This is a genomic window from Streptomyces sp. NPDC006655 (assembly GCF_040703965.1).
Lineage (GTDB): Bacteria > Actinomycetota > Actinomycetes > Streptomycetales > Streptomycetaceae > Streptomyces.
The window spans coordinates 22145-47044 of record NZ_JBEYJU010000054.1; the positions used below are offsets into that span (position 1 = coordinate 22145).

Here is a 24900-nt window from a genome sequence, read left to right on the forward strand (position 1 = left end):
CGCGGCCGGGTCTACAGCGCCTCCGCCCCCGGCTTCACCATGTTGCGCACCGTGCGGGCCTTCACGAACGAGCCGAGCGCCGTCATGTCCCACTCCCCGGAGAACTGGCGGACCAGCTTGGCCATCAGGACGCCCGTCTGCGCCTCCGCGCCGGTCAGGTCGAAGCGGACCAGTTCCTCGCCGGTCGCGGCGTCCAGAAGACGGCAGTACGCCTTGGCGACCTCCGTGAACTTCTGGCCCGAGAACGAGTTGACGGTGAAGACCAGGCCGGTGACCTGCGGGGGGATCCGGCCGAGGTCGACCACGATCACCTCGTCGTCGCCGCCTCCCTCGCCGGTGAGGTTGTCGCCGGAGTGCTTGATCGCGCCGTTCAGGATGGACAGCTTGCCGAAGTAGCAGCTGTCGACATGGTCGCGCTGCGGGCCGTAGGCGACGACCGACGCGTCCAGGTCGATGTCCTTGCCGCGGAACGCCGGTTCCCAGCCGAGGCCCATCTTGACCTGGGTGAGCAGTGGGCTGCCGCCCTTGACCAGGGACACGGTCTGGTTCTTCTGGAGGCTGACCCGGCCCTTGTCGAGGTTGACCTTCCCGGCCCCCGGGGCGGGGGCGGCGGGAGGGGCGGCCGGCATCGGGGGAGCGGCGACCGGCGCCTGGTGCACCGCCGCAGCCGGGGGCGCGGCCGGAGCCGGGGGTGCGGCCGCGGCCGGTTCCTCCACCGTCACGCCGAAGTCCGTCGCGATGCCGGCCAGCCCGTTCGCGTAGCCCTGGCCGACCGCGCGGGCCTTCCACGCGCCGCCCCGGAGGTAGATCTCGACGACCACCAGGGCCGTCTCCGTGCCCAGTTGCGGGGGCGTGAAGGTGGCCAGCACCGAGCCGTCGTCCGCGTCGCGGATCGTGGCCGTCGGCTCGATGCCCTGGAAGGTCTGCCCCGCGGTGTCGGGGCTCGCGGTGACCACGATCTTCTCGATGCCCGCGGGGACCGAGGCGGTGTCGACGATGATCGCGTCGGGCGCGGCACCGCCTCCCGAGCGGTAGGTCACGCCCGCGCCCGTCGGCTGGTTGTAGAAGATGAAGTCGTCGTCGGAGCGCACCTTGCCGTCGCCCGTCAGCAGCAGGCCCGACACGTCGAGCCGCACCGGAGCGGCGACGTCCACCGCCACCCGGGAGGCGGAGAGCGGGATGTTCGAGCCAGGGGTCATAGCTGTCATGCCGGGTGAACGAACGACCCCGCTTTACCGTTCCCTTAAACTTCTACGGCACCACCACGATCTTCCGTCCCACCCCCGCCGCGAACTGCTCCAGCGCCTGCGGATAGCCGTCCAGCGGCAGCCGGTCGCTGATGAAGACATCGGGGTCGAGGACGCCGTTCGCGAACAGCTCGGCGGCGCGCTCGTAGCTGTGCAGCACGGCCATGGAGCCGGTGACGGTGATCTCCTGGTTGTAGATCCGGTACGGGTCGATCGTCACCCGCGTCGCGTAGTCGGCCACCCCGAACTGGAGGAACGTGCCGGCCTTGGCGACCCGGTCCAGGCCGTCCTGGATCGCCGCCGCGTTGCCGGTCGCGTCGATCACCACGTCCCAGCCCCGCGGCCGGTCCAGCTCGTCCGCGTTCGCGGCGGCCGCCGAGACGCCCAGCCGTCGCGCGGTCTCCAGGCGGGCCGGGTTCAGGTCGACGACGTCGACGCTCGCCGCGCCGGTCCGCTTGGCCAGCTCCAGCATCATCAGGCCCATGGTGCCCGAGCCGTAGATCAGGACGTGGGCGCCGAGGCGGGAGCCGAGGACGTCGTAGCCGCGTACCGCGCAGGAGAGGGGCTCGATCAGGGCCGCGTCCTGGGTGCGGACGTGCTCGGGGAGTTTCACGCAGTTGGCGACGGGGGCGAGGGCGTACTGCGCGGCGCCGCCGGGCACGGTCACGCCGATCGCGGCCCACCGCTCGCAGAGGTTGTTGTGGCCGTCCCGGCAGTAACGGCACTCGTGGCAGTACAGGGACGGGTCGACCGCGACCCGGTCGCCGACCGCCACCTCGGTCACCTGGGCGCCGACGCCCACCACCTCGCCGGCGAACTCGTGCCCCGGCACGATCGGCAGCTCGGGCGCGAACTCGCCCTGGAGGATGTGCAGGTCGGTGCCGCACAGACCGCAGGCGGCGACCTCGACGACCACCTCCCGGGGTCCGGGCGTGGGGTCGGGCACCTCGGTGACGACGGCGCGGCCCACGGACTCGATGACGGCGGCCTTCATTTCACGGCTCCGAGCGACAGGCCCTGGACCAGTTTGTCCTGGGCGGCGAACCCCGCGGCGAGCACCGGCAGGGAGACGACGAGCGACGCGGCGCACACCTTGGCCAGGAACAGGCCCTGGCTGGTGATGAAGCCGGTCAGGAAGACGGGGGCGGTCTCGGCGACCACGCCGGTCAGCACCCGCGCGAACAGAAGTTCGTTCCAGCTGAAGATGAAGCAGATCAGAGAGGTCGCGGCGATGCCGGGCAGGGCGATCGGGGCCACCACGCGCGCGAGGATCGTCGGCAGGCGGGCGCCGTCGATCTGCGCGGCCTCGATGACGGCCACCGGGACCTCGGCGAGGAACGACTGCATCATCCACACCGCGATCGGCAGGTTCATCGAGGTGTAGAGGATGACCAGGAACCAGATGTTGTCCAGCATCCCGGTGTTCTTCGCGAACAGGTAGATGGGCAGCAGCCCGGCGACCACCGGCAGCATCTTCGTGGACAGGAAGAAGAACAGGACGTCCGTCCACTTCCTCACCCGCCGGATCGACAGCGCGTAGGCCGCCGGGAAGGCGAGGACGAGCACGAAGAGGGTGGAGACGACCGACGCCACCGCCGAGTTGATCAGTGCCGGCCAGGGGCTCGCGCCGCCGCCCGCGCCGAAGAACTCGCGGTAGCCGTCCAGGGTGAGGGCGGCGCCGAAGGAGGGCGGGTTGGTCGCCGCGTCCGCCTCGGAGTGGAAGGACGTCAGCGCCATCCAGGCGACGGGGAAGAAGAAGACGATGCCGACCAGCCAGGCCACCAGGCCGATGCCGCGGCCGCGGTGCTTCCTGACGTGCGGGGCGAGGACGCTCATGCGCGGGACGCCTCCTCTCGGAACAGGGACGACACCACGCGCAGGGCGAAGGTCGCGAGGACGATCGAGCCGATGACCACCAGGACGCCGGCGGCCGAGGCGAGGCCGTTCTCGTGGGCCTGGTAGAAGCTCTGGTAGACGGTGTAGGGCAGGTTGGCGGTGCCCAGGCCGCCGGACGTGATCGTGAAGACCGCGTCGAAGTTCTGGACGATGTAGATGCTGCCCAGCAGGGCGCCGAGTTCGAGATAGCGGCGCAGGTGCGGGAGGGTCAGGTGGCGGAAGATCTGCCATTCGCCCGCGCCGTCCACCCGGGCGGCCTCGATCTGCTCCGGGTCCCGGCTCTGCAGCCCGGCGAGCAGGATCAGCATCATGAACGGCGTCCACTGCCATACCAGTGCGGCCTCGACCGCCAGCAGCGGGGTGTTGGAGATCCAGTCGGGCTGCGGTCCGCCTACGTAGTGCAGCAGACCGTTGAGCAGGCCGTACTCGGGGTTGTAGAGGACGTGCTTCCAGAGCAGGGCCGCGGCCACCGGGACGACGAGGAACGGCGCGATCAGCAGGGTGCGGACGATGCCCCGGCCGCGGAACCTGTTGTTCAGCAGCAGGGCGAGCGCGAGGCCCAGCACCAGGCTGACCAGCACCACGGTCACGGTGAGCAGCACGGTCGTCCACACCGAGTGGCGCAGGTCGGCGTCGGTGAGCACCTGGCGGTAGTTGTCGACGCCGGCGAAGTGCCGGGCCTTCGGGTAGAGCGCGTTCCAGTCGAAGAAGGAGATGACCACCGTGGCCACGAACGGCAGCTGGGTCACGACGATCATGAAGACCAGGGCGGGCAGGAGCGGGGCCCGGGTGGCCCAGGCGCGCAGGCGGGCGGAGGGCGGCCGTGCGGCGCGTGCGGGTGTCGCTGCGTAGGGGGCTGTCGTCGCGGTCATCGTCCCTCGTACTCCTTGGAGATCTTCTCGGCGAGCTGCTGGGACTTCTTCAGGGCCGAGTCGACGGACTGCCGTCCGGCGATGGCCGAGCTGATCTCCTGGGAGACCTTGGTGCCGAGATCGGTGAACTCGGGAATGTCGACGAACTGGATGCCGGGCGCGGGGCGCGGCTGCACGCCGGGGTCATTGGGACGGGCGCTCTCGATGGCCTCCTTGGTCATCTCCTGGAAGGCCGCGGCCGACTTGACGTAGTCGGGGTCGGTGTACGTCGACGCCCGTTTGCCCGCCGGGACGTTGGACCAGCCGCTGGTCTCGCCGACCAGTTGCTCGTACTCCTTGCCGGACGCCCAGGACACGAACTTCCAGGCCTTGTCGGGGTTGCGGGAGGCCTTCTGGATGCCCCAGGCCCAGGTGTAGAGCCAGCCGGCGGACTTCGTCCGCTCCACGGGCGCGGGGACGTAGCCGAGCTTGCCCTTGACCGGGGAGCCGTTCGCCTCCAGGAGGCCGGCCGCGGAGGTGGCGTCGTACCACATGGCGGTCTTGCCCTGGGTCATGTTGTTGAGGCACTCGGCGAAGCCGGACTGCGGGGCGCCGGACTCGCCGTGCGCGCGGACCAGGTCGACGTAGAACTTGGTGGCCTTCTCGAAGCCGGGCGCGTCCAGCCGTGCCTTCCAGTCCTTGTCGAACCAGGTGCCGCCGAAGGTGTTCACGACCGTGGTCAGCGGTGCCATCAGCTCGCCCCAGCCGGGCAGGCCGCGCAGGCAGATGCCGCGCATCCCGGACCGCGCGTCGTCCACCTTGGCGGCGAGGTCGGCGACCTGCTGCCAGGTGGGGTGGGCGGGCATCGTCAGGCCCTTCGCCGCGAAGACGTCCTTGCGGTACATCAGGAACGACGACTCGCCGTAGAAGGGCTGGCCGTAGAGCTTGCCGTCGGAGGCGGTCAGGGCCTGCCGCATCGGCTTGAGGACGTCCTTCTCGTCGTAGCCGGGGTCCTTCGCGACGTAGGAGTCCATCTCGTGCAGCCAGCCGTTGCGGGCGTAGATCGGTATCTCGTAGTTGGACAGGGTGGCCACGTCGTACTGGCCGGCCTGGTTGGCGAAGTCCTGGCTGATCTTGTCGCGGACGTCGTTCTCGGGCAGCACCGTGAAGTTGACCTCGATGCCGGTCTCCTTGGTGAAGCGCGGGGCGAGCTTCTGGAGTTCCGTCATCTGGGGGTTGTTGACCATCAGCACGTTGATCGAGTCGCCGCCGGAACCGGACCCGCCCGCACCGACCCAGCAGCCGGAGAGCAGCGGGGCGAGCAGCGTCCCTGCGGCGGCCACGGCGAGTGTGGCTCGCGGCCTCCGTCGGCTCGGGGTTCGCATGGATCGCTCCTGGATGAATCGTGATATATGGGGTATTTGAGGGTGAGGCTCGGCCTTCCGGGGGGCGCGGGGTGGCGTCAGACCCGGATGACCTGAGGGCCCAGCAGGGAGTAGCGGTGGGCCTCGGCGGAGGGCAGCAGGGTGCTCGTCACGATCGCCTCCAGGGCTTGGACCCCGGCGAAGCGGCAGAAGCTGACGGCCCCGAACTTGGTGTGCACGCCGGCGAAGACCGTCCTGCGCGCGGCTCGGATCGCCTGTGCCTTGACCTCGCCGACGGCGGGGTCCGGGGTGGTCAGCCCGTGTTCGCGCGAGACGCCGTTGGCCCCGATGTAGGCGAGGTCGAGTACGAAACCGGCGAGCATCTTCGTCGTCCAGTGGTCGACGGTGGCGAGGGTGCCCGCCCGGACGCGTCCGCCGAGCAGCAGCACCGACGTGTTCTCGCTCCCGGCGAGCGCGCCCGCGACCGGCAGCGAGGCGGTGACCACGGTCAGCGGCCGGTCCGCCGGCAGCGCCTCGGCGATCAGCCGGGGGGTGAAGCCCTCGTCGACGAAGACGGTCTCGGCGTCGCCCAGCAGGTCGGCGGCGGCCGCGGCGATGCGCCGCTTCTCCGGGACGTGGCTGGTCGAACGGAAGGCGAGCGTGGTCTCGAAACCGGCGCTCTCGACGGGGTACGCGCCCCCGTGGGTGCGGCGGACCAGGCCGTGGTCCTCCAGGGCGCGCAGGTCGCGCCGGATGGTCTCCTTGGCCACGCCCAACGCCTCGGCGAGTGCGGTGACGTCGACCGAGCCGGTGGTGCGGGCGGCCCGCACGATCTCGCGCTGGCGTTCCTCCGCCGTCCTGGTGCTCATCCCGTCACCCGCTTCCCTGTGGAACCGCCCGTTCGGGCCATGCAGCAAGTTCTACAGCGGGCACCTGAGGCTGACCAGGTCTGTTGCGGGCCCGATGGTGCCCGTCTGTGCCCGTTTCCCGGGTGCCGTGCCCGCCTCGGACCTGCGCCGCCGCCGGGCGGGCGGTGGGATCGGGCGGCCCGGATGCCCGAACACGCCGACGGGCGGGCCCGTTCGGTGCCCGCCCGCCGTGCGGCGTCGTTCTCCTGTGTCAGTACGGCCAGATCGGCGGGTCGTTCACGAACCGGCCGCCCAGGTGGGTGTGGGCCGGGTTCTGCGGGTCGAGTTCGCCGAGATCGGCGACGAGTTTCCCGGCGAACCGCTCCGAGTCGTCCTGCGGTTCGTAGCCGAGCGCCCGCGCGGTGCTCAGGTCCCACCACAGGCGGGTGTTGGCGGAGGAGCCGTAGACGACGGTGTGGCCGACCTTGTCGGCGGTCAGCGCCGCGTGGAAGAGGCGGGCGCCGTCGGCCGGGCTCATCCACACCGAGAGCATGCGCACGTCGGCCGGTTCCGGGAAGCAGGAGCCGATGCGGACGGAGACGGTCTCCAGGCCGTGCCGGTCCCAGTACAGCTGGGCGAGGTCCTCGCCGAACGACTTGGACAGGCCGTAGAAGGTGTCGGGGCGGCGCGGGGTGTCGACCGGGATCAGCGGTTCGCCCGCGCGCGGGGCGCGGGTGTAGCCCACGGCGTGGTTCGAGGAGGCGAAGACGATCCGCCGTACGCCGGCCTCGCGGGCGGCCTCGTAGAGGTTGTACGTGCCCTCGATGTTCGACCGCAGGATCTTCTCGAAGGGTGCCTCCAGGGAGATCCCGGCGAGGTGCAGGACCGCGTCCACGCCCCGTACCGCCTCGCGCAGCGCCTGCTTGTCGGCGAGGTCGGCGGTGATCGCGTCCGGTTCGCCCTCGACGGGCCGCACGTCCAGCAGGCGCAGTGCGTAGCCGTACTCCGGGAGCAGGGAGCGCATCAGGGTGCCGAGCCCGCCTGCGGCGCCGGTGAGCAGTAGCGTGCGGGGAGTGGGCATCCACGGTCTCCTTGACTCGACTTGACTCGATGCCGGTCGTGTACGTGCATGATATTCACATTCATGGACACGCTAGGGAGCCGGGGCGCGCCCCGTCAAGTCTGTCGTGGCGTGCGGAAATCCGCTCGCATGTTGGTCGAATGCCTCCTTGACCGGCCCTTAGAAGGGCTCGTAACGTGGTCACGTTCATGAATATGGACGCCGATCAGAAACGTGCATCGACAGGGAGCGCCCGTGACGCCAGCCCCGCTCGCCGCCCGGCTTCGTGACCCGCGCGGGCCCCTCTTCTTCCCCGTCACGGCCTACGGCCCCGACGGCTCCCTCGACCTCGACGTCTACCGTGAGCACGTCCGGCGGGGCGTCGAGGCGGGGGCCGCCGCGGTGTTCGCCTGCTGCGGCACCGGGGAGTTCCACGCGCTGCTGCCCGAGGAGTTCGAGGCCTGTGTGGGCGCGGCCGTGGCGACGGCCGACGGCCGGGTGCCGGTGGTCGCGGGCGCCGGCTACGGCACCGCGCTCGCCGTCCGCTACGCGCGTCTCGCCGAGGCCGCCGGCGCCGACGGCCTGCTCGCCATGCCGCCCTACCTGGTGGCCGCCGGCCAGGAGGGCCTGCTGCGGCACTACCGGGAGGTGACCGCGGCGACCGGTCTCCCCGTGATCGTCTACCAGCGCGACAACGCGGTGTTCACCCCGGCCACGGCCGTCGAACTCGCCCGCACCGAGGGCGTCATCGGCTTCAAGGACGGCCTTGGCGACCTGGACCTGATGCAGCGCATCGTCAGCGCCGTCCGCACCGAGGTCCCCGGCGACTTCCTCTACTTCAACGGCCTGCCCACGGCCGAGCAGACCCAGCTCGCCTACCGGGCCATCGGCATCGACCTCTACTCCTCGGCCGTCTTCTGCTTCGTCCCCGAGATCGCCCTCGCCTTCCACACCGCCCTGCGCGAAGAGGACCGGACGACGGTGGCCCGCCTGCTCGACGGCTTCTACCGCCCGTTCGTCGAACTCCGCGCCCAGGGCAGGGGATACGCCGTCTCGCTCGTCAAGGCCGGGGTACGGCTGCGCGGTCTGGACGTCGGCGAGGTCCGGCCACCGCTGCACGAACCGCACGACGATCATGTGAAGCAGCTCGCCCGACTGGTCGAGCGCGGCTACGCACTGCTGGAGGGGAACGCGTGACGGTGTCCGAAGGAGGACGGGTGAAGTCGCCGAACGGGGCGGCGCGGTTGAGGACGTCGGCGTTCGTCTACCCCTGGGACGTCAACGGCGACCCCGGGGCCCCGCACCGCTTCGCCGCGCTCGGTGTGGACCAGGTGACCCTCGCCTCCGCCTACCACTCCACCCGCGCGCTGACCCCGCGCCATCCGCGCCGCCGTATCGTCACCGCCGAGCACGCGGCCGTCTACTACCCGACGGACGACCGCTGGGCGGGCCGCCGGCTCCGCCCGTACCCGGCGGGCGACTGGGCACCCGGCGACGCCTTCGGGGAAGCGGCCGAGGCCCTGCGCGACGCCGGACTCGACGTCCACACCTGGGTGATCCTCGCCCACAACTCCCGCCTGGGCGCCGAGCATCCGGACACCTCGGTCGTCAACGCCTACGGCGACCGCTACCCCTGGGCCCCCTGCATCGCCCAGCCCGCCACCCGGGAGTACCTCACCGACCTCGCCGCCGAGGCCGCGGTCCGGCCCGGCGCGGCAGGCACCGAACTGGAGTCCCTCGGCTGGTACGGCCTGCAGCACCTGCACGCCCACGACAAGACCGCGGGGGTCGGCCTCGGGGACGCCGGCCAGTACCTGATGGCGCTGTGCTTCTGCCCGGCGTGCCGGGCCGGCTACGGCGAACAGGGCCTCGACGCCGACGAGTTGGCGGCAACCGTCCGGGACGCGCTGGAACCGCTGTGGCGGGGCGCGGCGGACGACGCCGGCTGGCCGACGGTCGAGAAGCTGCTGGGCGAACCGGTGGCGGCGGCCACCCGCGCCTGGCGGGACGACAGAGCCCGCACCCTCCAGGAGGCGGCCGTCGCCGCGGTCCGCGCGGCCGCCCCCGAGGGCTTCCAGGTGCTGCTGCACGCCGACCCGGTGACGTATCACTGCGGAGCCAACGCGGGCGTGGACCCCGCCCACGTGCTGTCGGTCGCGGACGGTGTCGTGGTCCCCTGTGCGGGCGGTACGGCCCTGCTGGCGCCCTTCGCCGAGCACGCCCGGCCGGACACGGTCCTCGCCGCCAACTTCACGGTGGTCTCCGGAATGGGCGGCAGCCCCGGCACCCTGGCCGCCGACACGGTGCGGGCCCGCGACCGGGGCGCGACCGAACTGCGGTTGTATCACGCCGGGTTGGCATCGGACGGCGACCTGGCGGCGGTACGGGAGGCGCTGCGCTGAGCCGGCACGCAGGCGGTGCCGAGCAGCGCACCGCCGAGGATTATCAGCAACGGCCGGTGGTCGACGAGTTCGACGAGGGCGGACCCGGTCGCGAGGCCGAGCACGTTCGGTGTGAACATCAACGTGTCGGCGGTCGCGGTCGCCCGCCCCAGCGTGGCGGCCGGGATCTCGCGCTGTACGGCCGTGTGGGCGGCGATCAGCACACAGGGCAGGCCGAGTCCGCCCGCGAGGCCGCACACCAGCAGCACCGGGTCGTACGGCACCGCCCGCCCGGCCGTCGCCAGCCCGGTCAGCGCGATCCCGGCCACCGCGAACCACCGCTCGCCGAGCCGTCGTAGCGCGGGCCCGGAGACCAGCCCGACCGCGACCGAGCCCACCCCCTGAGCGGCGTACAGCACCCCCACATAGGCGGGGGAGTGGCCGAGGGCGTCCACCACGGCGTAGTTCAGGCTGCTCGCGACCGAGACCAGGCCCATCGTGGCACCGCCCGCGCAGACCAGCGGCCGCAGCACCGGGTGCGCCCACAGCAGCCGGATCCCCTCGGCGGTCCGCCGGCGCCGGCTCCCGTCGGGGCGCTCGGGGCGTTGCTCCCGGACCCGCAACAGGGCGCACAGCCCCGCCGCCAGGACGAAGGTCAGGGCGTCCAGCAGGACGACGCCCGGCCCGCCGTACGCCGTGTACAGGGCGGCGCCGGTCAGCGGGGCGACCAGCTTCATGCCCTCGCGGGCGGTCGTCCGCAGCCCGTTGAAGTCGCCGAGCAGGGCGGGGTCGACGGCGGCGACGACCAGGGCGGAGCCGGCCGCGTCCGCGACGACGCCCGCCGCTCCGTAGAGGAGGAGGACGGCGAACAGCAGCGGGACGGAGCCGGGCGAGTGGACCGCGCAGAGGGGCAGCAGGAGGGCGGCGAGCGCGAGGTTCGCGCAGATCACCAGGGGTTTGCGGCGGACGCGGTCGGCGAGGGCGCCGAGGACGGGGCCGAGGAGGGTGGGGGTCCACAGGGCGGCGGTGCACAGGGCGGCGAGGCCGTCGGAGCCGGTGAGGTCCTTGACCCAGACACCGGCCACCAGCCAGAGCGCGGAGGTGCCGAAGCCGGACACCACGACGCCGGTGAGGTAGAGGGCCGCGTCGCGGTCCCGGAGCAGCCGTGTCACGGCCCATGAGCTGGGGGTCGTCATGCCTGCTCATCGTGCGTCTAAGGCGGGCCGCGGGGATCGGGAGGATGCCCTAGGAACAGGAGCCGCAGTCGCCCGTCACCCGCACGATCTTTGACAGAAGCATTGACGGGACACGGTTGCCCTCCCTACCTTCGTCCGCGTCGTACTTCGTACGTCATATATGAGACGCGATATGCGAGATCAGATACGTCAGACCGGGCCGTGACGGCCCGGTACGTGACCCCGAGAGGCGCGCATGACCTCTGTGCCCACGCCGATCCCGTCCCGCACGCAGTACGTGCTGGACGCGATCAAACACCGCATCCTCACCGGGCAGCTGACGCCCGGTCAGGCCCTGGTGGAGACCGAGCTGGCCGCGCAGTTCGGGGTGTCCAAGACGCCGGTGCGGGAGGCGCTCAAGACCCTCGCGGGAACCGGTCTCGTCGTGATGAGCCAGTACAAGGGCGTCACGGTGCGCATGGTGGACGCGGACATGGCGCGCGAGGTCTACGACGTACGGCTGCTCCTCGAACCGGAGGCCCTGAGGCGCGCCGTCCACCGGGGCGCCTCCCTCGACGCCGCTCGCGACGCCCTCACCCGCGCCGCCGACGCCACCGACACCGCCGAACGCTCCCTCGCCAACCGGGACTTCCACCGCGCCCTCTACCTCCCGTGCGGCAACCCGCTGCTCGGCCGGATGCTGGACGAGGTCCGCGACCAGGCCGCCCTCGTCTCCGCGGTCGCCTGGGCCGCCTCCCCCTCCTGGGAGCAGGAGGCCGGTGAGCACCACGAGATCCTGCGGCTGGCGCTGGCGGGCGACGCCGACGGCGCCGCCCGCGCCCTGCACTCCCACATCGCGTCCTTCGTCGACCGAGCGTTCCCCCGGGCAGCCGACCAGGAAGGCCAGGAATGAGCAGCGTGGCGTTCGAGACCCAACGGGCGGCCCTGGCCGACGTCGTGGCCATCCCGGTGACCCCCTTCGCCGAGGACGGCAGCGTCGACCAGGACGCCCACCGGGCCCTGCTGCGCCGGCTCCTCGACGGCGGGATCCGCACCCTCACCCCGAACGGGAACACCGGCGAGTTCTACGCCCTGGCCCCCGAAGAACGGCGGCTCGTCACCGAGCTGACGCTCGACGAGGCCCGGGACCGGGCCGTGGTCCTGGTCGGTGTCGGCCACGACGTCCCCACCGCCGTCGCCTCCGCCCGGCACGCCCGGGAGCACGGCGCGCAGATGGTGATGGTCCACCAGCCCGTCCACCCGTACGTCTCGCAGGCGGGCTGGGTCGACTACCACCGCGCGATCGCTCAGTCCGTGCCCGGCCTCGGTGTCGTGCCCTACGTCCGCAACGCCCAGCTCACCGGCGCCCGGCTCGCCGAACTCGCCGACGCCTGCCCGAACGTGATCGGCGTCAAGTACGCCGTCCCGGACGCCGCGAGGTTCGCCGCCTTCGCCAGGGACGCCGGCCTCGACCGGTTCGTGTGGGTGGCGGGACTCGCGGAGCCGTACGCCCCCTCCTACTTCTCGGCCGGTGCCACCGGGTTCACCTCCGGTCTCGTGAACGTCGCCCCGGCCGTCTCGCTGAACATGATCGAAGCGCTTCGATCCGGCGACTACCCGGCCGCCATGAAGGTCTGGGAGCAGATCCGCCGCTTCGAGGAGCTCCGGGCCGCGCGCGGTTCCGCCGACAACGTCACCGTCGTCAAGGAGGCGCTCGCCTCCCTCGGCCTGTGCCGCCGCGACGTCCGCCCGCCCAGCAGGCACCTGCCCGAGGAAGAACGCGCCGAGGTCGCCGCGATCGCCGCCGGATGGTCCGTATGAAGAAGCCCGAGGAACTCAGAAGCCACCAGTGGTACGGCACCGAAGGCCTCCGTTCCTTCAGTCACCGTGCCCGCACCCGCCAGCTCGGCTACCTCCCCGAGGAGCACCTCGGCAAGCCGGTCATCGCGATCCTCAACACCTGGTCGGACATCAATCCCTGTCATGTGCACCTCCGTGATCGGGCGGGGGCCGTCAAGCGCGGCGTCTGGCAGGCCGGCGGGTTCCCCCTGGAGTTCCCGGTCGCCACCCTCTCCGAGACCTTCCAGAAGCCGACCCCGATGCTCTACCGCAACCTCCTGGCCATGGAGACCGAGGAGCTGCTGCGGTCGTATCCCGTGGACGGCGCCGTCCTCATGGGCGGCTGCGACAAGTCCACCCCGGCCCTCCTCATGGGCGCCGCCTCCGTCGACCTGCCCACCGTCTTCGTGCCCGCCGGGCCCATGCTCCCCGGCCACTGGCGCGGCGAGGTCCTCGGCTCCGGCACCGACATGTGGAAGTACTGGGACGACAGGCGCGCCGGCCTGATCGGCGACTGCGAGATGACCGAGCTGGAGAGCGGACTGGCCCGTTCCCCCGGTCACTGCATGACGATGGGCACGGCCTCCACGCTCACCGCGGCCGCCGAGGCGCTCGGGGTGACCGTGCCGGGGGCGTCCAGCATCCCGGCCGTCGACTCCGGGCACGACCGGATGGCCGCCAGTGCGGGGATGCGGATCGTCGAACTCGTCCACAAGGACCGCAGGCTCTCCCGGCTGCTCACACCGGAGGCCTTCGAGGACGCGGTCACCACCGTGCTGGGCCTCGGCGGCTCCACCAACGCCGTCATCCACCTCATCGCCATGGCCGGCCGGGCCGGGGTGCGGCTCACCCTCGACGACTTCGACCGCATCGCCCGTACGGTGCCCGTCCTCGCCAACGTGCGGCCCGGCGGACAGACGTACCTGATGGAGGACTTCCACTTCGCGGGCGGCCTGCCCGGCTTCCTGTCCCGCATCCCCGACCTGCTCCACCTCGACCGGCCGACGGTGTCGTACGACACCTACCGCGAGCAGCTCGCCGGCGCCCAGGTGCACGACGACGACGTCATCCGGCCCCGGGACAACCCGGTGGCCGCCGAGGGCGGGGTCGCGGTGCTGCGCGGCAACCTGTGCCCGGACGGCGCGGTCATCAAGCACATCGCCGCCGAACGGCACCTGCTCAAGCACACCGGGACGGCCGTCGTCTTCGACGACTACCGGACCATGCAGCGCACCATCGACGACCCGGACCTCGGTATCACCGCCGACAGCGTGCTCGTCCTGCGCAACTCGGGGCCCAAGGGCGGTCCCGGCATGCCCGAGTACGGCATGCTGCCCATCCCCGGCCACCTCCTCAAGCAGGGCGTGCGGGACATGGTCCGGATCTCCGACGCCCGGATGAGCGGCACCAGTTACGGCGCCTGCGTGCTGCACGTCGCGCCCGAGTCGTACGTCGGCGGCCCCCTCGCGCTCGTGCGCAGCGGGGACACCATCACCCTCGACGTCGAGGCGCGCACCCTCCACCTCCACGTGGACGACGAGGAGCTGGCCGGGCGCCGGGCCGAGTGGACGCCGCCGCCCGTGCGCCACGGGCGCGGGTACGGGGCGCTCTACGACCAGCAGATCACCCAGGCCGACACCGGCTGCGACTTCGCGTTCCTGGCCCGGCCAGGAGAAGTCCCGGACCCGTACGCGGGTTAGCGCCCCCTCCGCCCCGATCGTCGAAGCGCTTCACCCACCAGCGTCGAGCAAGCGCTTCCTGCACCCGCTGTAACCGATGCGAACGGAGAACAGTCGTGGCCCAAGCCGCAGCCGTGGCGAACCCGCCCGCGCCACCCCGGCGGCGCCGTGCCTCCGCGACGCCGCGCAGGCTCCCGTACCTGCTGATCGCCCCGGCGGCCCTGCTGATGCTGGGCTTCATCGCCTACCCGGTGCTCAGCGTCTTCTACTACAGCCTCCAGAACTACAACCCGACCAAGCCCTGGCGGAACGGCTTCGCGGGCTTCGGCAACTTCACGCAGGCCTTCGCCCACGACCCGCAGTTCTGGGACACGCTGACCTTCAGCGCCCAGTGGGTCGTGGTGGAGGTCGGGCTGCAACTGCTGTTCGGGCTGGCCCTCGCGCTGATCGTCAACCAGACCTTCGTGGGCCGGGCGCTGGGCCGGGCGCTGGTCTTCTCGCCCTGGGCCGTCTCCGGCGTGCTGACCTCCGCGATCTGGGTGCTGCTCTACAACTCCCAGACGGGCATCACGCGTTACCTTGCCGACGCGGGCATCGGATCGTACGGCACCAGCTGGCTGTCGGACACGTCGACCGTCTTCCCGGCGGCCGTGGTCGCCGACCTCTGGCGCGGCGTCCCCTTCTTCGCGATCCTCATCCTCGCCGACCTCCAGTCCGTGTCGAAGGACCTGTACGAGGCCGCCGAGGTCGACGGGGCGAGCACGCTCAAGCAGTTCTGGCACATCACGCTGCCGCACCTCAAGGACGCCATCGTCCTGTCCACGCTGCTGCGCGCGGTGTGGGAGTTCAACAACGTGGACCTGCTCTACACCCTGACGGGCGGCGGCCCGGCGGGCGAGACGACGACCCTTCCGCTGTACATCGCCAACACCAGCGTCGACGCCCACAACTTCGGCTACGCCTCGGCGCTGACCACGGTGGCGTTCGTGATCCTGCTCTTCTGCTCGGTCGTCTACCTGCGGCTCAGCAAGTTCGGAGGCGAGACGAAGTGATCACCGAGATCGCACCGGCCGCACCGCCCGTGGTGACCGAACCCGCTCGCCCCGGGAAGCGGCGCCGCGCCTGGGACGAGGTCCCGCGCTGGCAGATCTACCTCCCCCTCGGGGTCTACCTCCTCTTCACCCTGGTCCCGTTCTACTGGATCCTGCTCTTCGCCGTCCGCCCCGCCGGATCCACCTCGCTGGTCCCCTGGCCGGTCACCTTCGACCACTTCCGGAAGGTGTGGACCGAGCGCAGCTTCGGCACCTACTTCACCAACAGCGTCTACGTCGGCATCGCGACCCTGGTGCTGACCACGCTCGTGGCGCTGGCCGGCGGCTACGCCCTGGCCCGCTTCGACTTCCGGCTCAAGCGCGGCTTCATGCTCGCCCTGCTCTGCTCCCAGTTCGTGCCGGGCGCGCTGCTCCTGGTGCCGCTCTTCCAGATCTTCGCCAACCTGCGGATGATCAACTCGCTCGGCAGTGTCGTCCTCGCGGAGACCGTCTTCCAGCTCCCGCTGTCGATGATCCTGATCAGCGGCTTCATCAGGAACGTGCCGTACTCCCTGGAGGAGGCCGCCTGGGTCGACGGCTGCAACCGGCTCACCGCCTTCCGCATCGTCGTCCTGCCGCTGCTGCGACCCGGGCTGGTCGCGGTCGGCTCGTTCGCCTTCGTGCACGCCTGGAACCACTTCCTGTTCGCCCTGATGTTCCTCTCCGACCAGAGCAAGCAGACCATCCCGGTCGGCCTGAACACCCTGATGAGCGCGGACAGCGTGGACCTGGGTGCGCTGGCGGCGGGTGGGATCATCGCGGCCGTACCGGTCGTGATCGTGTTCGCCTTCATCCAGAAGTGGCTGATCACCGGCTTCAGCGCCGGGGCGGTGAAGGGATGAGACGCCTTTCGGACCGCTCGGGACAAACGCTTACCCTGCTCGCGAAGATCGGCAACGCAGGGAGGACCACATGACCATCGACATCGTCCTGGCAGGCGCGCGCGGCCACGGCCGCTGGCACCTGGAGAACATCCGCCGGCTCCAGGAGCAGGGTCTCGTACGGCTCGCCGGCATCTGCGAGCTGACCCCGCTGGGCGCCGACGAGCTGCCGGAGGGACTCGGGCAGCCGGTCCAGTCCGGTGACTTCGGCGCGCTGCTGGATGCGACCGGCGCCCGCGTCGCCGTGATCTGCACCCCCATCCCCACCCACACCGACCTGGCCCTGACCGCGGCCGAGCGGGGCGTGCACGTGCTCCTGGAGAAGCCGCCCGCACCGTCGTACGCCGAGTTCCGGCGGATGGCCGACGGCATCGCCAAGGCGGGCGTGGCCTGCCAGATCGGCTTCCAGTCGCTGGGCTCGGGCGCCGTGCCCGCGATCCGCGGGCTGATCGAGCAGGGCGCGATCGGCACGGTGACGGGGGTGGGCGGGGCGGGCGCCTGGGCCCGGCCCGAGTCCTACTACCGGCGTGCGGCCTGGTCCGGCAAGCGGCGGCTGAACGGCGTGGACGTGGTCGACGGGGTCCTCACCAACCCCCTCGCGCACGCAGTCGCCACCGGACTCGCGCTGCTCGGCACCACCCGCGCCGAGGACGTCACCGGCATCGAGACCGAACTGCTGCGCGCCAACGACATCGAGTCCGACGACACCTCCTGCGTGCGCGTCTCCACCCCGCGCGGCCCGGTCACCGTCGCCGCGACGCTCTGCGCCGAGGAGCCCGGGGACCCGTACGTCCTGGTCCACGGTGACCGCGGCCGGATCACCTTCTGGTACAAGCTGGACCGGGTGCTCGTACAGCGGGCGGGCCACGGTCCGGAGGAGATCGAGTACGGCACCACGGACCTGCTGGAGAACCTCGTCGACCACCTCACCACGGACGCCGATCTACTGGTCGAGCCGGACGCGACGGGCGCCTTCATGAAGGTCGTGGAAGCGATCCGGCTGGCCGACGACCCGGCCGCGCTGCCCGCCGACGCCTGGCGCCACCTCCCCGACGAGGACCGCCGGGTGGTGACCGGCATCGACCGACTGGTCGCGGCCAGCGCCGACACCCTCGCCCTCTACTCCGAGCTGAGCGCCCCCTGGGCCCCGCAGACAGAGGTGAGCACATGACGGACGCCGCCCTGCCGTTGAAGGCCGCCGGCCGCCGGGCCGGCTGCCACGTCAGCCACCCCGGACTCCCGGCCCGACCCGCTCCCCGCCCCTACCTGCACCCCGTCACCACCCCGGCCGCCGCCTCGGCCGGCGACGACGACTCCGCCGCCCGGCTGCGGACCGGGATCGGCGCGGTGGCGCGCCGCCGGTTCCCCTGCGACGTGAGGGCGGCCTTCGTGCCCGCGGCCACCTCGCAGTTCCGGATCAGCGCCCAGTAACCGTCGTCCCTGGTGGGAGCCGCAATGACGCACCGTCGTAGCAAGCGCTTGCCGAATCGGGGCACCGCCCCCACCGGCGTGTATCTCCACTGGATCCCGAAGAAGAGACCCGAGGAAGAGAGCCGACCGATGAAGAGCAGCATCCGCAGAAGCAGGCGTGCGGCCGTGGCCGTCGCCCTGGGCTCCGTGCTCGCGCTGACCGCCACCGCCTGCGGCGACGACGGCAGCGGCAGCGCGGGGGACAAGGGCACCGAGGGCTCCGGCAAGGGCACGATCACCTTCTGGGACAACAACGGCGGTGTCCGCACCGACGTCTGGAAGCAGATCATCGCCGACTTCGAGAAGCAGAACCCCGACATCAAGGTGAAGTACGTCGGCATCCCCGCCGCGAGCGCCCAGTCCAAGTACGACACGGCCATCCAGGGCGGCGGTCTGCCCGACGTCGGCGGCGTCGGTACCGCGATGCTCGCCGAGGTCGCGGTGCAGGGCGCGCTGGAGCCGCTGGACAGCCGGCTGGCGAAGAGCTCGCTCAACGGCAAGCTGAACCAGAAGCTGCTGGACAACAGCCGGGCCGCGGGCGGCGGCGACCAGCTCTTCCAGATCCCGACCTCGTCCAACAACGGTGTGCTGTGGTACCGGACCGACCTGTTCAAGAAGGCCGGCCTGGACGCGCCGACGACGTGGACGAAGTTCTACCAGGCCGCCGACAAGCTCACCGACAAGGGCAAGAACGCGTTCGGGTTCACCATCCGCGGCGGTGAGGGGTCGATCGCGCCGGCGCTCGACGCCGCGTACGGCCAGAGCGGGATCACCTCGTTCTGGAACGGCGACAGGACCACGGTCGACGACCCGAGGAACGTGGCCGCGCTGGAGAAGTACGTCGCGCTGTACAAGAAGGACACGCCGTCCGCCGACGTCAACAACGACTTCACCAAGATGGTCGCGCAGTGGGACAGCGGCACGATCGGGATGCTGAGCCACAACCTCGGGTCGTACCAGGACCATCTGAAGGCGCTGGGAGCGGACAGGTTCCGGGGGCTGCCGAATCCGACCCAGGACGACGGTACGCGGGTACAGATCTCCAACCCGGTCGACGGGCTGAGTGTCTTCAAGTCCAGCAAGAACAAGGCGGCCGCCTGGAAGTTCGTCGAGTTCGCCCTGTCGCACGAGGAGAACTCGAAGTTCAACGAGTCGGCGGGGCAGATCCCGGCGAACACGGAGGCGGCGTCCGACGCGTGGATCCAGAAGGCCGAGCCCACCAAGCTGGCGGCCGAGGCGCTGAACGGTGCCGGTACGAAGATCGTGCAGCTGCCTTACTACCTGCCGGACTGGAACACCATCTCCAAGGCCGACAACGAGCCGAACTTCCAGAAGGTGCTGCTTGGGAAGATGACGGCGAAGGAGTTCCTGGACACGCTGGCCGATCAGCTCGACAAGGCGCAGGCGGACTGGAAGAAGAACCACTGATTCGGGCGGTTGCGGTTGTGGGGGACTGCGAGTCCGTAGTGGCTGGTCGCGCAGTTCCTCCCCCAGCCTTCGGCCGGGGTACCCCCAGCGCCCCTTGGTAGGACACCCCGATCCCTGTTTGAAAGGCGACCCACGTGTCCCTCACGCGCAGACAGGTGACATCCGCGGCTCTCGCGGCCGTTCCGCTCGTCGGCCGCGGCCCTGAGAGAAGTCACCGCACCCTCTACATCGCCGGTGATTCCACCGCCGCCCGGAAGACCGCCGACGAGGCTCCCGAGACCGGGTGGGGCATGGCGCTGCCCTTCTTTCTCCGGAAAGAGGTCGCCGTCTCCGACCAAGCGGTGAACGGAAGGAGTTCGAAGAGCTTCGTCGACGAGGGGCGGCTGGACGCGATCCTCGCCACCGTCCGGCCGCACGATCTGCTGCTCGTCCAGTTCGCGCACAACGACGAGAAGAGCGCCGATCCCACCCGGTACACCGAGCCGTGGACGACGTACCAGGAGTACCTGCTGAAGTACGTCGAGGGCGCGCGGGCGCGCGGTGCCCGGCCCGTGCTCGCCACCCCGGTCGAGCGCAGGAGGTTCGACGCCGACGGCAACGCCGTGCCGACCCACGGCGACTATCCGGCGGCGATGCGTGCGCTGGCCGCGCGGGAGCAGGTGGCGCTGCTCGACATCGAGGCGCTGTCGCTGGCCCTGTGGCAGTCGCTGGGCGTCGAGGCGACCAAGACGTACTTCAACTGGACCGGCACCGAGCAGGACAACACGCACTTCAACCCGCCGGGGGCCATCGCGGTGGCCCGGCTCGTGGCGCAGGAGCTGCTGCGCACCCGGGTGCTGGCCCGGCACGACGTCGTCCGGCTGCACGAGTCCATCCCGACTTCCTGGATCACCTGGCCATCCGCATAGCCGAGGAGAACCGCACAGTGCGTACACATATATGTCATGGACGCGTCATAGGTATGCTGGCCGGCTGCACGGCTCTCGTGCTGGCCGCGACCGGGACCGCGCAGGCCGCCGCCCCGCACCGGACCGCGCTCGACCGGCAGGTGCTGGCCGCGCACGACGGCTGGGGCTCGGCCACGACCGGGACCAGCGGCGGCTCCGCCGCCGACCCCGCGCACGTCTACACCGTCACCACCTGGGACCAGTTCAAGGCCGCCCTCGCCGACGGCGGCAGCGCACCGAAGATCGTCCGCGTGGTGGGGACGATCGACGCCGACGGGCCGAGCTGTGACTCGTTCGCCGTGCCCGGCTACGACTTCGCCGCCTACCTCGCCGCGTACTCGCCGCAAGTCTGGGGGCGCTCCACCAACCTGGACAACGAGCCCGACGACAGTCCCGAGGGGCTGCGGCGCGCCTCGCAGGCCCAGCAGGACGCCTACGTCAAGGCCTACGTCCCGGCCAACACCACCATCGTCGGCGTCGGCAAGGACGCCGGCTTCAAGGGCGCCAGCCTGCAGATCAAGGCCGTCGACAACGTCATCGTCCGCAACCTGAGCTTCGAGAGCCCCCTTGACTGCTTCCCGCAGTGGGACCCGACCGACACCGCCGACGGCAACTGGAACTCCGAGTACGACAGCGCGGTGATCTACGGGTCGACCCACGTCTGGATGGACCACGACACCTTCACCGACGGCGACCACCCGGACAGCACCCTGCCCTCCTACTTCGGGCGGATCTACGAACAGCACGACGGTGAGCTGGACATCGTCAAGGGCGCCGACTACGTCACCGCCTCCTGGAACGTCTTCGAGGACCACGACAAGACGATCCTGATCGGCAACAGCGACAGCGCCTCCACCGCCGCCGTCGACCGGGGGCACCTCAGGGTCACCTTCCACCACAACCTGTTCTCCAACCTGGTGGAGCGGGCACCCCGGGTGCGGTTCGGGCAGGTCGACTCCTACAACAACCACTTCGTCGCCGAGAACGGCTACGGCTACAGCTACGGCATCGGCATGGAGTCCCAGCTCGTCGCCGAGCACAACGCGTTCACCCTGCCGGACGGCGTCGGCGCCGGAACGATCCTGAAGAAGTGGAAGGAGGCGCCGCTCACCGCGGACGACAACTACGTCAACGGCGAGCCGACGGACCTCATCGCCGTCCACAACGCCCAGGTCCCCGGCGAGATCCTGCGGTCCGGGGCCGGCTGGACCCCCACCCTGCGCACCGGGATCGACCCCGCGCGGGCCGTGCCGCGCATCGTCGACTGCGGCGCGGGCGCCGGCCGGCTGCGCTGACCCGGCCGCCCCGGGGCCGGGGCACCAGCGCCCCGGCCCCCTCCGGCCCCTGCCACCGCGAAGGACGTACCGCCGGCCCCCTCCGCGTCCCCCTCCGTCGCCAAGGAGCACCCGCATGTCCTCGCCCCTCCTCCCCCTGTCCAGACGGGGTTTCCTGCTCGCGGCCGCCGGGACGGGCGCCGCGCTCGGTCTGGCCGCCCTGCCCGCGCACGCCGCCGGCCGTCCCTTCGGGCGGTACGGGTCGCCCGAGCGCCGCCGCACCCCGGGGACCCTGTACGTCGACCCGCACGGGCGCGGCGACTTCACCACCGTCCAGGCCGCCGTGACCGCCGCCACCGGCAGCGGCCGGACCCTGGTCCTCGCCCCGGGCGTCTACCGGGAGACGGTGTCCCTCGACACCACCCGCACCGAGGCCACCTGGATCGGCGCCGCCGAGGACCCCCGTGCCGTGGTGATCGTCTTCGACCACGCCAACGGCACCTCCAAGCCCGGCGGCGGCACCTACGGCACCTCCGGATCCGCCACCACGACCGTGCAGGCCGACGGGTTCACCGCCCGCTGGATCACCTTCGCCAACGACTGGCTGCGCGCCGACCACCCGGACATCACCGGCACCCAGGCGGTCGCCGTCAAGGTGCAGGGCGACCGGAGCGCCTTCACCGACTGCCGGTTCCTCGGCCATCAGGACACCCTGTACGCCGATTCGACGGCGCTCGGCACCTTCGCCCGCCAGTACTTCGCGCGCTGCTACGTCGAGGGCGACGTCGACTTCGTCTTCGGGCGGGCGACCGCGGTGTACGAGCACTGCCACTTCCGCACCCTGGACCGCACCGACCTGGCCGCCCCGCCGTACGGCTTCGTCTTCGCGCCCTCCACGGCCGTCGCCAACCCGCGCGGCTACCTGGTGACCAGGAGCCGGGTGAGCAGTGCGGCGCCGGACGCCTCCTACAAGCTGGCCCGCCCGTGGGTGCCGGGTTCCGACACCACCGCCCGTCCGATGCTCACCGTCCGTGAGACCTGGCTCGGCCCCGGCATCGACGCCGCGGCTCCCTACACCAACATGTCGGACACCTATCCGTGGCAGAACCAGCGGTTCGCCGAGTACCGCGACACCGGGCCGGGCTCCGTGATCTCCGTCCCCGGGAACCGGCCCCAGCTCACCGCCGCGGAAGCCGGGGCGGCGACGCGCGAGGCGTATCTCGGCGACTGGAAGCCCTGGAAGGAGGACTGCTGACATGCGCCGGCGCACCCTCCTGGCGGGCGTCACCGGCGGCCTGCTCACCGCCGCCGCCCGGCCCGCGCTCGCGTCCTGCCAGCGGGTCCTGCACGTCCGCCCCGGGGAGTCGGTCCAGGCGGCCGTCGAGAGGGTGGACGGACCCGGCTGGACGATCGTCGTGCACCCGGGGACGTACCGCGAGGTCGTCGACGTGCCGCCGGAGGCCGCGGAGTTGACGCTCCGCGGGGCCCTTCGTGATCCGCGCGCCGCCGTCATCGTCTTCGACCACGCCAACGGGACGCGGAAGCCGGACGGGAGCACCTACGGCACCGCGGGCTCGGCCACCTTCACCTCGGCCGCCCCCGGGCTGACCGTCCGGGACCTGACCGTGGCCAACGACTGGCTGCGCGCCGACCACCCCGAGATCACCGGCACCCAGGCGGTGGCCGCGTACACGTACGGCGACCGCACCCTCTTCGAGAACGTCCGGCTGCTGGCCCACCAGGACACCCTGTTCGTCGACACGACCGGGCCGGCCGCCTTCGACCGGCAGTGCTTCCGGCGCTGCTACGTCGAGGGCGACGTCGACTTCGTCTTCGGGCGGGCGACCGCCGTGTTCGACCGCTGCCACTTCCACACCCTGCCGCGGGACGTCGGCTTCACCCCCAAGGGCATGGTCTTCGCCCCCTCCACCGCCCGCGCCAACCCGCACGGCATCCTCGCCGTCCGCTCCCGGTTCACCTCCGGCGCGGAGGACGGGGCGTACAAGCTGGCGCGGCCGTGGGTCCCGTCGTACGAGACCACCGCCTGGCCCTCACTGGTCGTGCGGGACAGTCTCATCGGCCCCGGGATCGACCCCGTCGCCCCCTACACGAACATGCGGGACGCCTATCCCTGGCAGTCCATGCGGTTCGCGGAGTACCGCAACTCCGGGCCGGGCGCGGTGATCAGCGTCCCCGACAACCGGCCCCAGCTCACCGCCGCCGAGGCCGCGTCGCACACCCCCGCGAGCTGGCTCGGCGACTGGACGCCCTGACAGACCTCCTCCTCCTGATCGACGAAAGGACCCGCACGTCATGCGTCGACTCAGCACCCTCACCGCACTCGCCGTGACCACGGCGTCGCTCGGACTCGCCGTGACCGCCACCCCGGCGCACGCGGCGACCGTCGTGGTCGGCAACTCCACCGACCTGTCCAACGCCATCAAGAACGCCACCGCCGGCACCGTCATCCAGGTCCGCGGCGGCACCTACCGCCCCACGGCCACCCTCCAGTCCACGGTCGACGGCACGTCCTCGGCGCCCATCACGCTCACCGCGTACGGCTCGGAGACGGTGAAGATCGACGGCTCGTCGCTGCCCGCCGGCTCCTGGATCTTCAAGCTGACCGCGGACTACTGGAACGTCTCCGACATCACCTTCCAGAACTCCCCGGACAGCGCGGTCGTCTGCCAGTCCTGCACCGGCACCGTCTGGTCGAACATCAAAACCATCAACGGCGGCGACTCCGGCTTCACGCTCACCGGCGACGGGACCGTGAACAACACCGTCAAGAACCTGGACAGCTACGGCAACTACGACGCCGCCGAGCACGGCCAGAACGCCGACGGCGTCGCCATCAAGTTCGGCTCCGGCACCGGCAACCTCGTCACCGGCGCCCGGCTGTACAACAACTCGGACGACGGGATCGACCTCTGGTCCTTCTCCTCGCCGGTCACCATCGAGCACACCTGGTCCTTCGGCAACGGCGTCAACCGCTGGGGCGACTCCGCCTTCGAGGGCAACGGCAACGGCTTCAAGCTGGGCGGCAACGGCGTCACCGTCGCGCACGTCGTCAACAACTCGGCCGCCTGGGGCAACGCGGGCAACGGGTTCACCGAGAACTCCAACACCGGTGCGATCACCGTCAACCGCACCACCGCCTACGCCAACTCCAAGGGGGGCTACTACTTCGCCACCAGCGCGGCCCGCCTCGGCAAGAACCTCGCGGTGAGCAACGGCGGCGGCTCCGTCACCAAGGGCTCCGCGGTGGTCTCCGCGGGCAACAACTGGGACAGCGGCGTCAGCACCCCCGCCTTCAGGTCGACGGACGCCTCGACGGCGTACAACGCCCGCCGGTCGGACGGCTCGCTGCCCGCGACGACCTTCCTGACCACCGGCAGCACGACCATCGGCGCGACGATGGACTGAGCCGTCCAGGGCGCTTGACCCGGTTTTTGCCCGCCGATGAGGT

Annotated in this window: 23 protein-coding genes; 15 read left to right on the plus strand and 8 right to left on the minus strand. The window is 71.2% G+C overall.

Annotation, left to right across the window (positions count from 1 at the left end):
• Positions 1 to 11 precede the first annotated feature (11 nt).
• The 7 genes from AB0958_RS27650 to AB0958_RS27680 form a co-directional block, all read right to left on the minus strand.
• Positions 12 to 1199 (minus strand): TerD family protein, encoded by a 1188-nt coding sequence (locus tag AB0958_RS27650; protein WP_366893177.1) that lies wholly within the window; start codon positions 1197 to 1199, stop codon positions 12 to 14.
• 52 nt (positions 1200 to 1251) lie between these two features.
• On the minus strand, positions 1252 to 2241 hold the full coding sequence (locus AB0958_RS27655) for a zinc-dependent alcohol dehydrogenase family protein (RefSeq protein ID WP_366893178.1): 990 nt from the start codon (positions 2239 to 2241) through the stop codon (positions 1252 to 1254).
• Complete coding sequence (locus AB0958_RS27660; protein WP_366893179.1) at positions 2238 to 3083, minus strand: carbohydrate ABC transporter permease; 846 nt, start codon at positions 3081 to 3083, stop codon at positions 2238 to 2240. The genes AB0958_RS27655 and AB0958_RS27660 overlap by 4 nt, the downstream gene beginning before the upstream one ends.
• Positions 3080 to 4015: a sugar ABC transporter permease gene (locus AB0958_RS27665; RefSeq protein WP_366893180.1), complete on the minus strand. Its 936-nt coding sequence runs from the start codon at positions 4013 to 4015 to the stop codon at positions 3080 to 3082. Before AB0958_RS27665 ends, AB0958_RS27660 begins: the two co-directional genes overlap by 4 nt.
• Complete coding sequence (locus AB0958_RS27670; protein ID WP_366893182.1) at positions 4012 to 5379, minus strand: sugar ABC transporter substrate-binding protein; 1368 nt, start codon at positions 5377 to 5379, stop codon at positions 4012 to 4014. Before AB0958_RS27670 ends, AB0958_RS27665 begins: the two co-directional genes overlap by 4 nt.
• A gap of 77 nt (positions 5380 to 5456) precedes the next feature.
• Positions 5457 to 6227, minus strand: a complete 771-nt coding sequence (locus AB0958_RS27675; protein WP_366893183.1) for a DeoR/GlpR family DNA-binding transcription regulator — start codon at positions 6225 to 6227, stop codon at positions 5457 to 5459.
• 250 nt (positions 6228 to 6477) lie between these two features.
• Complete coding sequence (locus AB0958_RS27680; RefSeq protein WP_366893184.1) at positions 6478 to 7287, minus strand: NAD(P)-dependent oxidoreductase; 810 nt, start codon at positions 7285 to 7287, stop codon at positions 6478 to 6480.
• Positions 7288 to 7521: 234 nt separating this feature from the next.
• On the opposite strand from AB0958_RS27680, the gene AB0958_RS27685 reads away from it, so the two are divergent.
• Positions 7522 to 8463, plus strand: coding sequence for a 5-dehydro-4-deoxyglucarate dehydratase (locus AB0958_RS27685; RefSeq protein WP_366893185.1), 942 nt, complete (start codon positions 7522 to 7524; stop codon positions 8461 to 8463).
• Between the two features lie 47 nt (positions 8464 to 8510).
• Positions 8511 to 9668, plus strand: coding sequence for a hypothetical protein (locus AB0958_RS27690; RefSeq protein WP_366893212.1), 1158 nt, complete (start codon positions 8511 to 8513; stop codon positions 9666 to 9668).
• On the opposite strand, the gene AB0958_RS27695 is transcribed toward AB0958_RS27690, so the two are convergent.
• Positions 9611 to 10843: an MFS transporter gene (locus AB0958_RS27695; RefSeq protein WP_366893186.1), complete on the minus strand. Its 1233-nt coding sequence runs from the start codon at positions 10841 to 10843 to the stop codon at positions 9611 to 9613. The genes AB0958_RS27690 and AB0958_RS27695 overlap by 58 nt on opposite strands.
• Positions 10844 to 11078: 235 nt before the next feature.
• Between AB0958_RS27695 and AB0958_RS27700 the strand changes: the two genes are divergently transcribed.
• The 13 genes from AB0958_RS27700 to AB0958_RS27760 all read left to right on the plus strand — a co-directional run bounded on the left by AB0958_RS27700 (position 11079) and on the right by AB0958_RS27760 (position 24857).
• Entirely contained in the window at positions 11079 to 11735 is a 657-nt protein-coding gene (locus AB0958_RS27700; protein WP_366893187.1) for a GntR family transcriptional regulator, read from the plus strand.
• The gene (locus AB0958_RS27705) at positions 11732 to 12643 is read left to right on the plus strand and encodes a dihydrodipicolinate synthase family protein (protein ID WP_366893188.1); all 912 of its coding nucleotides are present in this window, start codon (positions 11732 to 11734) and stop codon (positions 12641 to 12643) included. Before AB0958_RS27700 ends, AB0958_RS27705 begins: the two co-directional genes overlap by 4 nt.
• Positions 12631 to 14361 carry an L-arabinonate dehydratase gene (gene araD / locus AB0958_RS27710; RefSeq protein ID WP_366893189.1) on the plus strand — a complete coding sequence of 577 codons (1731 nt, stop codon included), beginning with the start codon at positions 12631 to 12633 and terminating at the stop codon, positions 14359 to 14361. Before AB0958_RS27705 ends, araD begins: the two co-directional genes overlap by 13 nt.
• A 95-nt stretch (positions 14362 to 14456) precedes the next feature.
• Positions 14457 to 15392 (plus strand): sugar ABC transporter permease, encoded by a 936-nt coding sequence (locus tag AB0958_RS27715; protein WP_366893190.1) that lies wholly within the window; start codon positions 14457 to 14459, stop codon positions 15390 to 15392.
• Positions 15389 to 16273 (plus strand): carbohydrate ABC transporter permease, encoded by an 885-nt coding sequence (locus tag AB0958_RS27720; RefSeq protein ID WP_366893191.1) that lies wholly within the window; start codon positions 15389 to 15391, stop codon positions 16271 to 16273. The genes AB0958_RS27715 and AB0958_RS27720 overlap by 4 nt, the downstream gene beginning before the upstream one ends.
• 70 nt (positions 16274 to 16343) lie before the next feature.
• Positions 16344 to 17483 carry a Gfo/Idh/MocA family oxidoreductase gene (locus AB0958_RS27725; protein WP_366893193.1) on the plus strand — a complete coding sequence of 380 codons (1140 nt, stop codon included), beginning with the start codon at positions 16344 to 16346 and terminating at the stop codon, positions 17481 to 17483.
• On the plus strand, positions 17480 to 17743 hold the full coding sequence (locus tag AB0958_RS27730; RefSeq protein WP_366893194.1) for a hypothetical protein: 264 nt from the start codon (positions 17480 to 17482) through the stop codon (positions 17741 to 17743). The genes AB0958_RS27725 and AB0958_RS27730 overlap by 4 nt, the downstream gene beginning before the upstream one ends.
• A gap of 129 nt (positions 17744 to 17872) precedes the next feature.
• Complete coding sequence (locus tag AB0958_RS27735; protein WP_366893195.1) at positions 17873 to 19210, plus strand: sugar ABC transporter substrate-binding protein; 1338 nt, start codon at positions 17873 to 17875, stop codon at positions 19208 to 19210.
• Positions 19211 to 19344: 134 nt separating this feature from the next.
• Positions 19345 to 20118, plus strand: a complete 774-nt coding sequence (locus AB0958_RS27740) for a rhamnogalacturonan acetylesterase (RefSeq protein WP_366893196.1) — start codon at positions 19345 to 19347, stop codon at positions 20116 to 20118.
• 53 nt (positions 20119 to 20171) lie between these two features.
• Positions 20172 to 21452 (plus strand): pectate lyase, encoded by a 1281-nt coding sequence (locus tag AB0958_RS27745; RefSeq protein ID WP_366893197.1) that lies wholly within the window; start codon positions 20172 to 20174, stop codon positions 21450 to 21452.
• A gap of 115 nt (positions 21453 to 21567) precedes the next feature.
• Positions 21568 to 22686 (plus strand): pectinesterase family protein, encoded by a 1119-nt coding sequence (locus AB0958_RS27750; protein WP_366893198.1) that lies wholly within the window; start codon positions 21568 to 21570, stop codon positions 22684 to 22686.
• A gap of 1 nt (position 22687) precedes the next feature.
• Complete coding sequence (locus AB0958_RS27755; RefSeq protein ID WP_366893199.1) at positions 22688 to 23704, plus strand: pectinesterase family protein; 1017 nt, start codon at positions 22688 to 22690, stop codon at positions 23702 to 23704.
• Between the two features lie 40 nt (positions 23705 to 23744).
• Positions 23745 to 24857, plus strand: a complete 1113-nt coding sequence (locus tag AB0958_RS27760; protein ID WP_366893200.1) for a chondroitinase-B domain-containing protein — start codon at positions 23745 to 23747, stop codon at positions 24855 to 24857.
• The last annotated feature ends 43 nt before the right edge of the window (positions 24858 to 24900 follow it).

What these genes read in the sequence shown, in the direction of transcription:
- AB0958_RS27650 (WP_366893177.1), bottom strand. Translation starts at nt 1,199, where the DNA reads ATGACCCCTGGCTCGAACATCCCGCTCTCCGCCTCCCGGGTGGCGGTG.
- AB0958_RS27655 (WP_366893178.1), bottom strand. Translation starts at nt 2,241, where the DNA reads ATGAAGGCCGCCGTCATCGAGTCCGTGGGCCGCGCCGTCGTCACCGAG.
- AB0958_RS27660 (WP_366893179.1), bottom strand. Translation starts at nt 3,083, where the DNA reads ATGAGCGTCCTCGCCCCGCACGTCAGGAAGCACCGCGGCCGCGGCATC.
- AB0958_RS27665 (WP_366893180.1), bottom strand. Translation starts at nt 4,015, where the DNA reads ATGACCGCGACGACAGCCCCCTACGCAGCGACACCCGCACGCGCCGCA.
- AB0958_RS27670 (WP_366893182.1), bottom strand. Translation starts at nt 5,379, where the DNA reads ATGCGAACCCCGAGCCGACGGAGGCCGCGAGCCACACTCGCCGTGGCC.
- AB0958_RS27675 (WP_366893183.1), bottom strand. Translation starts at nt 6,227, where the DNA reads ATGAGCACCAGGACGGCGGAGGAACGCCAGCGCGAGATCGTGCGGGCC.
- AB0958_RS27680 (WP_366893184.1), bottom strand. Translation starts at nt 7,287, where the DNA reads ATGCCCACTCCCCGCACGCTACTGCTCACCGGCGCCGCAGGCGGGCTC.
- AB0958_RS27695 (WP_366893186.1), bottom strand. Translation starts at nt 10,843, where the DNA reads ATGACGACCCCCAGCTCATGGGCCGTGACACGGCTGCTCCGGGACCGC.
- AB0958_RS27700 (WP_366893187.1), top strand. Translation starts at nt 11,079, where the DNA reads ATGACCTCTGTGCCCACGCCGATCCCGTCCCGCACGCAGTACGTGCTG.
- AB0958_RS27705 (WP_366893188.1), top strand. Translation starts at nt 11,732, where the DNA reads ATGAGCAGCGTGGCGTTCGAGACCCAACGGGCGGCCCTGGCCGACGTC.
- araD (WP_366893189.1), top strand. Translation starts at nt 12,631, where the DNA reads ATGGTCCGTATGAAGAAGCCCGAGGAACTCAGAAGCCACCAGTGGTAC.
- AB0958_RS27725 (WP_366893193.1), top strand. Translation starts at nt 16,344, where the DNA reads ATGACCATCGACATCGTCCTGGCAGGCGCGCGCGGCCACGGCCGCTGG.
- AB0958_RS27730 (WP_366893194.1), top strand. Translation starts at nt 17,480, where the DNA reads ATGACGGACGCCGCCCTGCCGTTGAAGGCCGCCGGCCGCCGGGCCGGC.
- AB0958_RS27735 (WP_366893195.1), top strand. Translation starts at nt 17,873, where the DNA reads ATGAAGAGCAGCATCCGCAGAAGCAGGCGTGCGGCCGTGGCCGTCGCC.
- AB0958_RS27745 (WP_366893197.1), top strand. Translation starts at nt 20,172, where the DNA reads ATGCTGGCCGGCTGCACGGCTCTCGTGCTGGCCGCGACCGGGACCGCG.
- AB0958_RS27750 (WP_366893198.1), top strand. Translation starts at nt 21,568, where the DNA reads ATGTCCTCGCCCCTCCTCCCCCTGTCCAGACGGGGTTTCCTGCTCGCG.
- AB0958_RS27755 (WP_366893199.1), top strand. Translation starts at nt 22,688, where the DNA reads ATGCGCCGGCGCACCCTCCTGGCGGGCGTCACCGGCGGCCTGCTCACC.
- AB0958_RS27760 (WP_366893200.1), top strand. Translation starts at nt 23,745, where the DNA reads ATGCGTCGACTCAGCACCCTCACCGCACTCGCCGTGACCACGGCGTCG.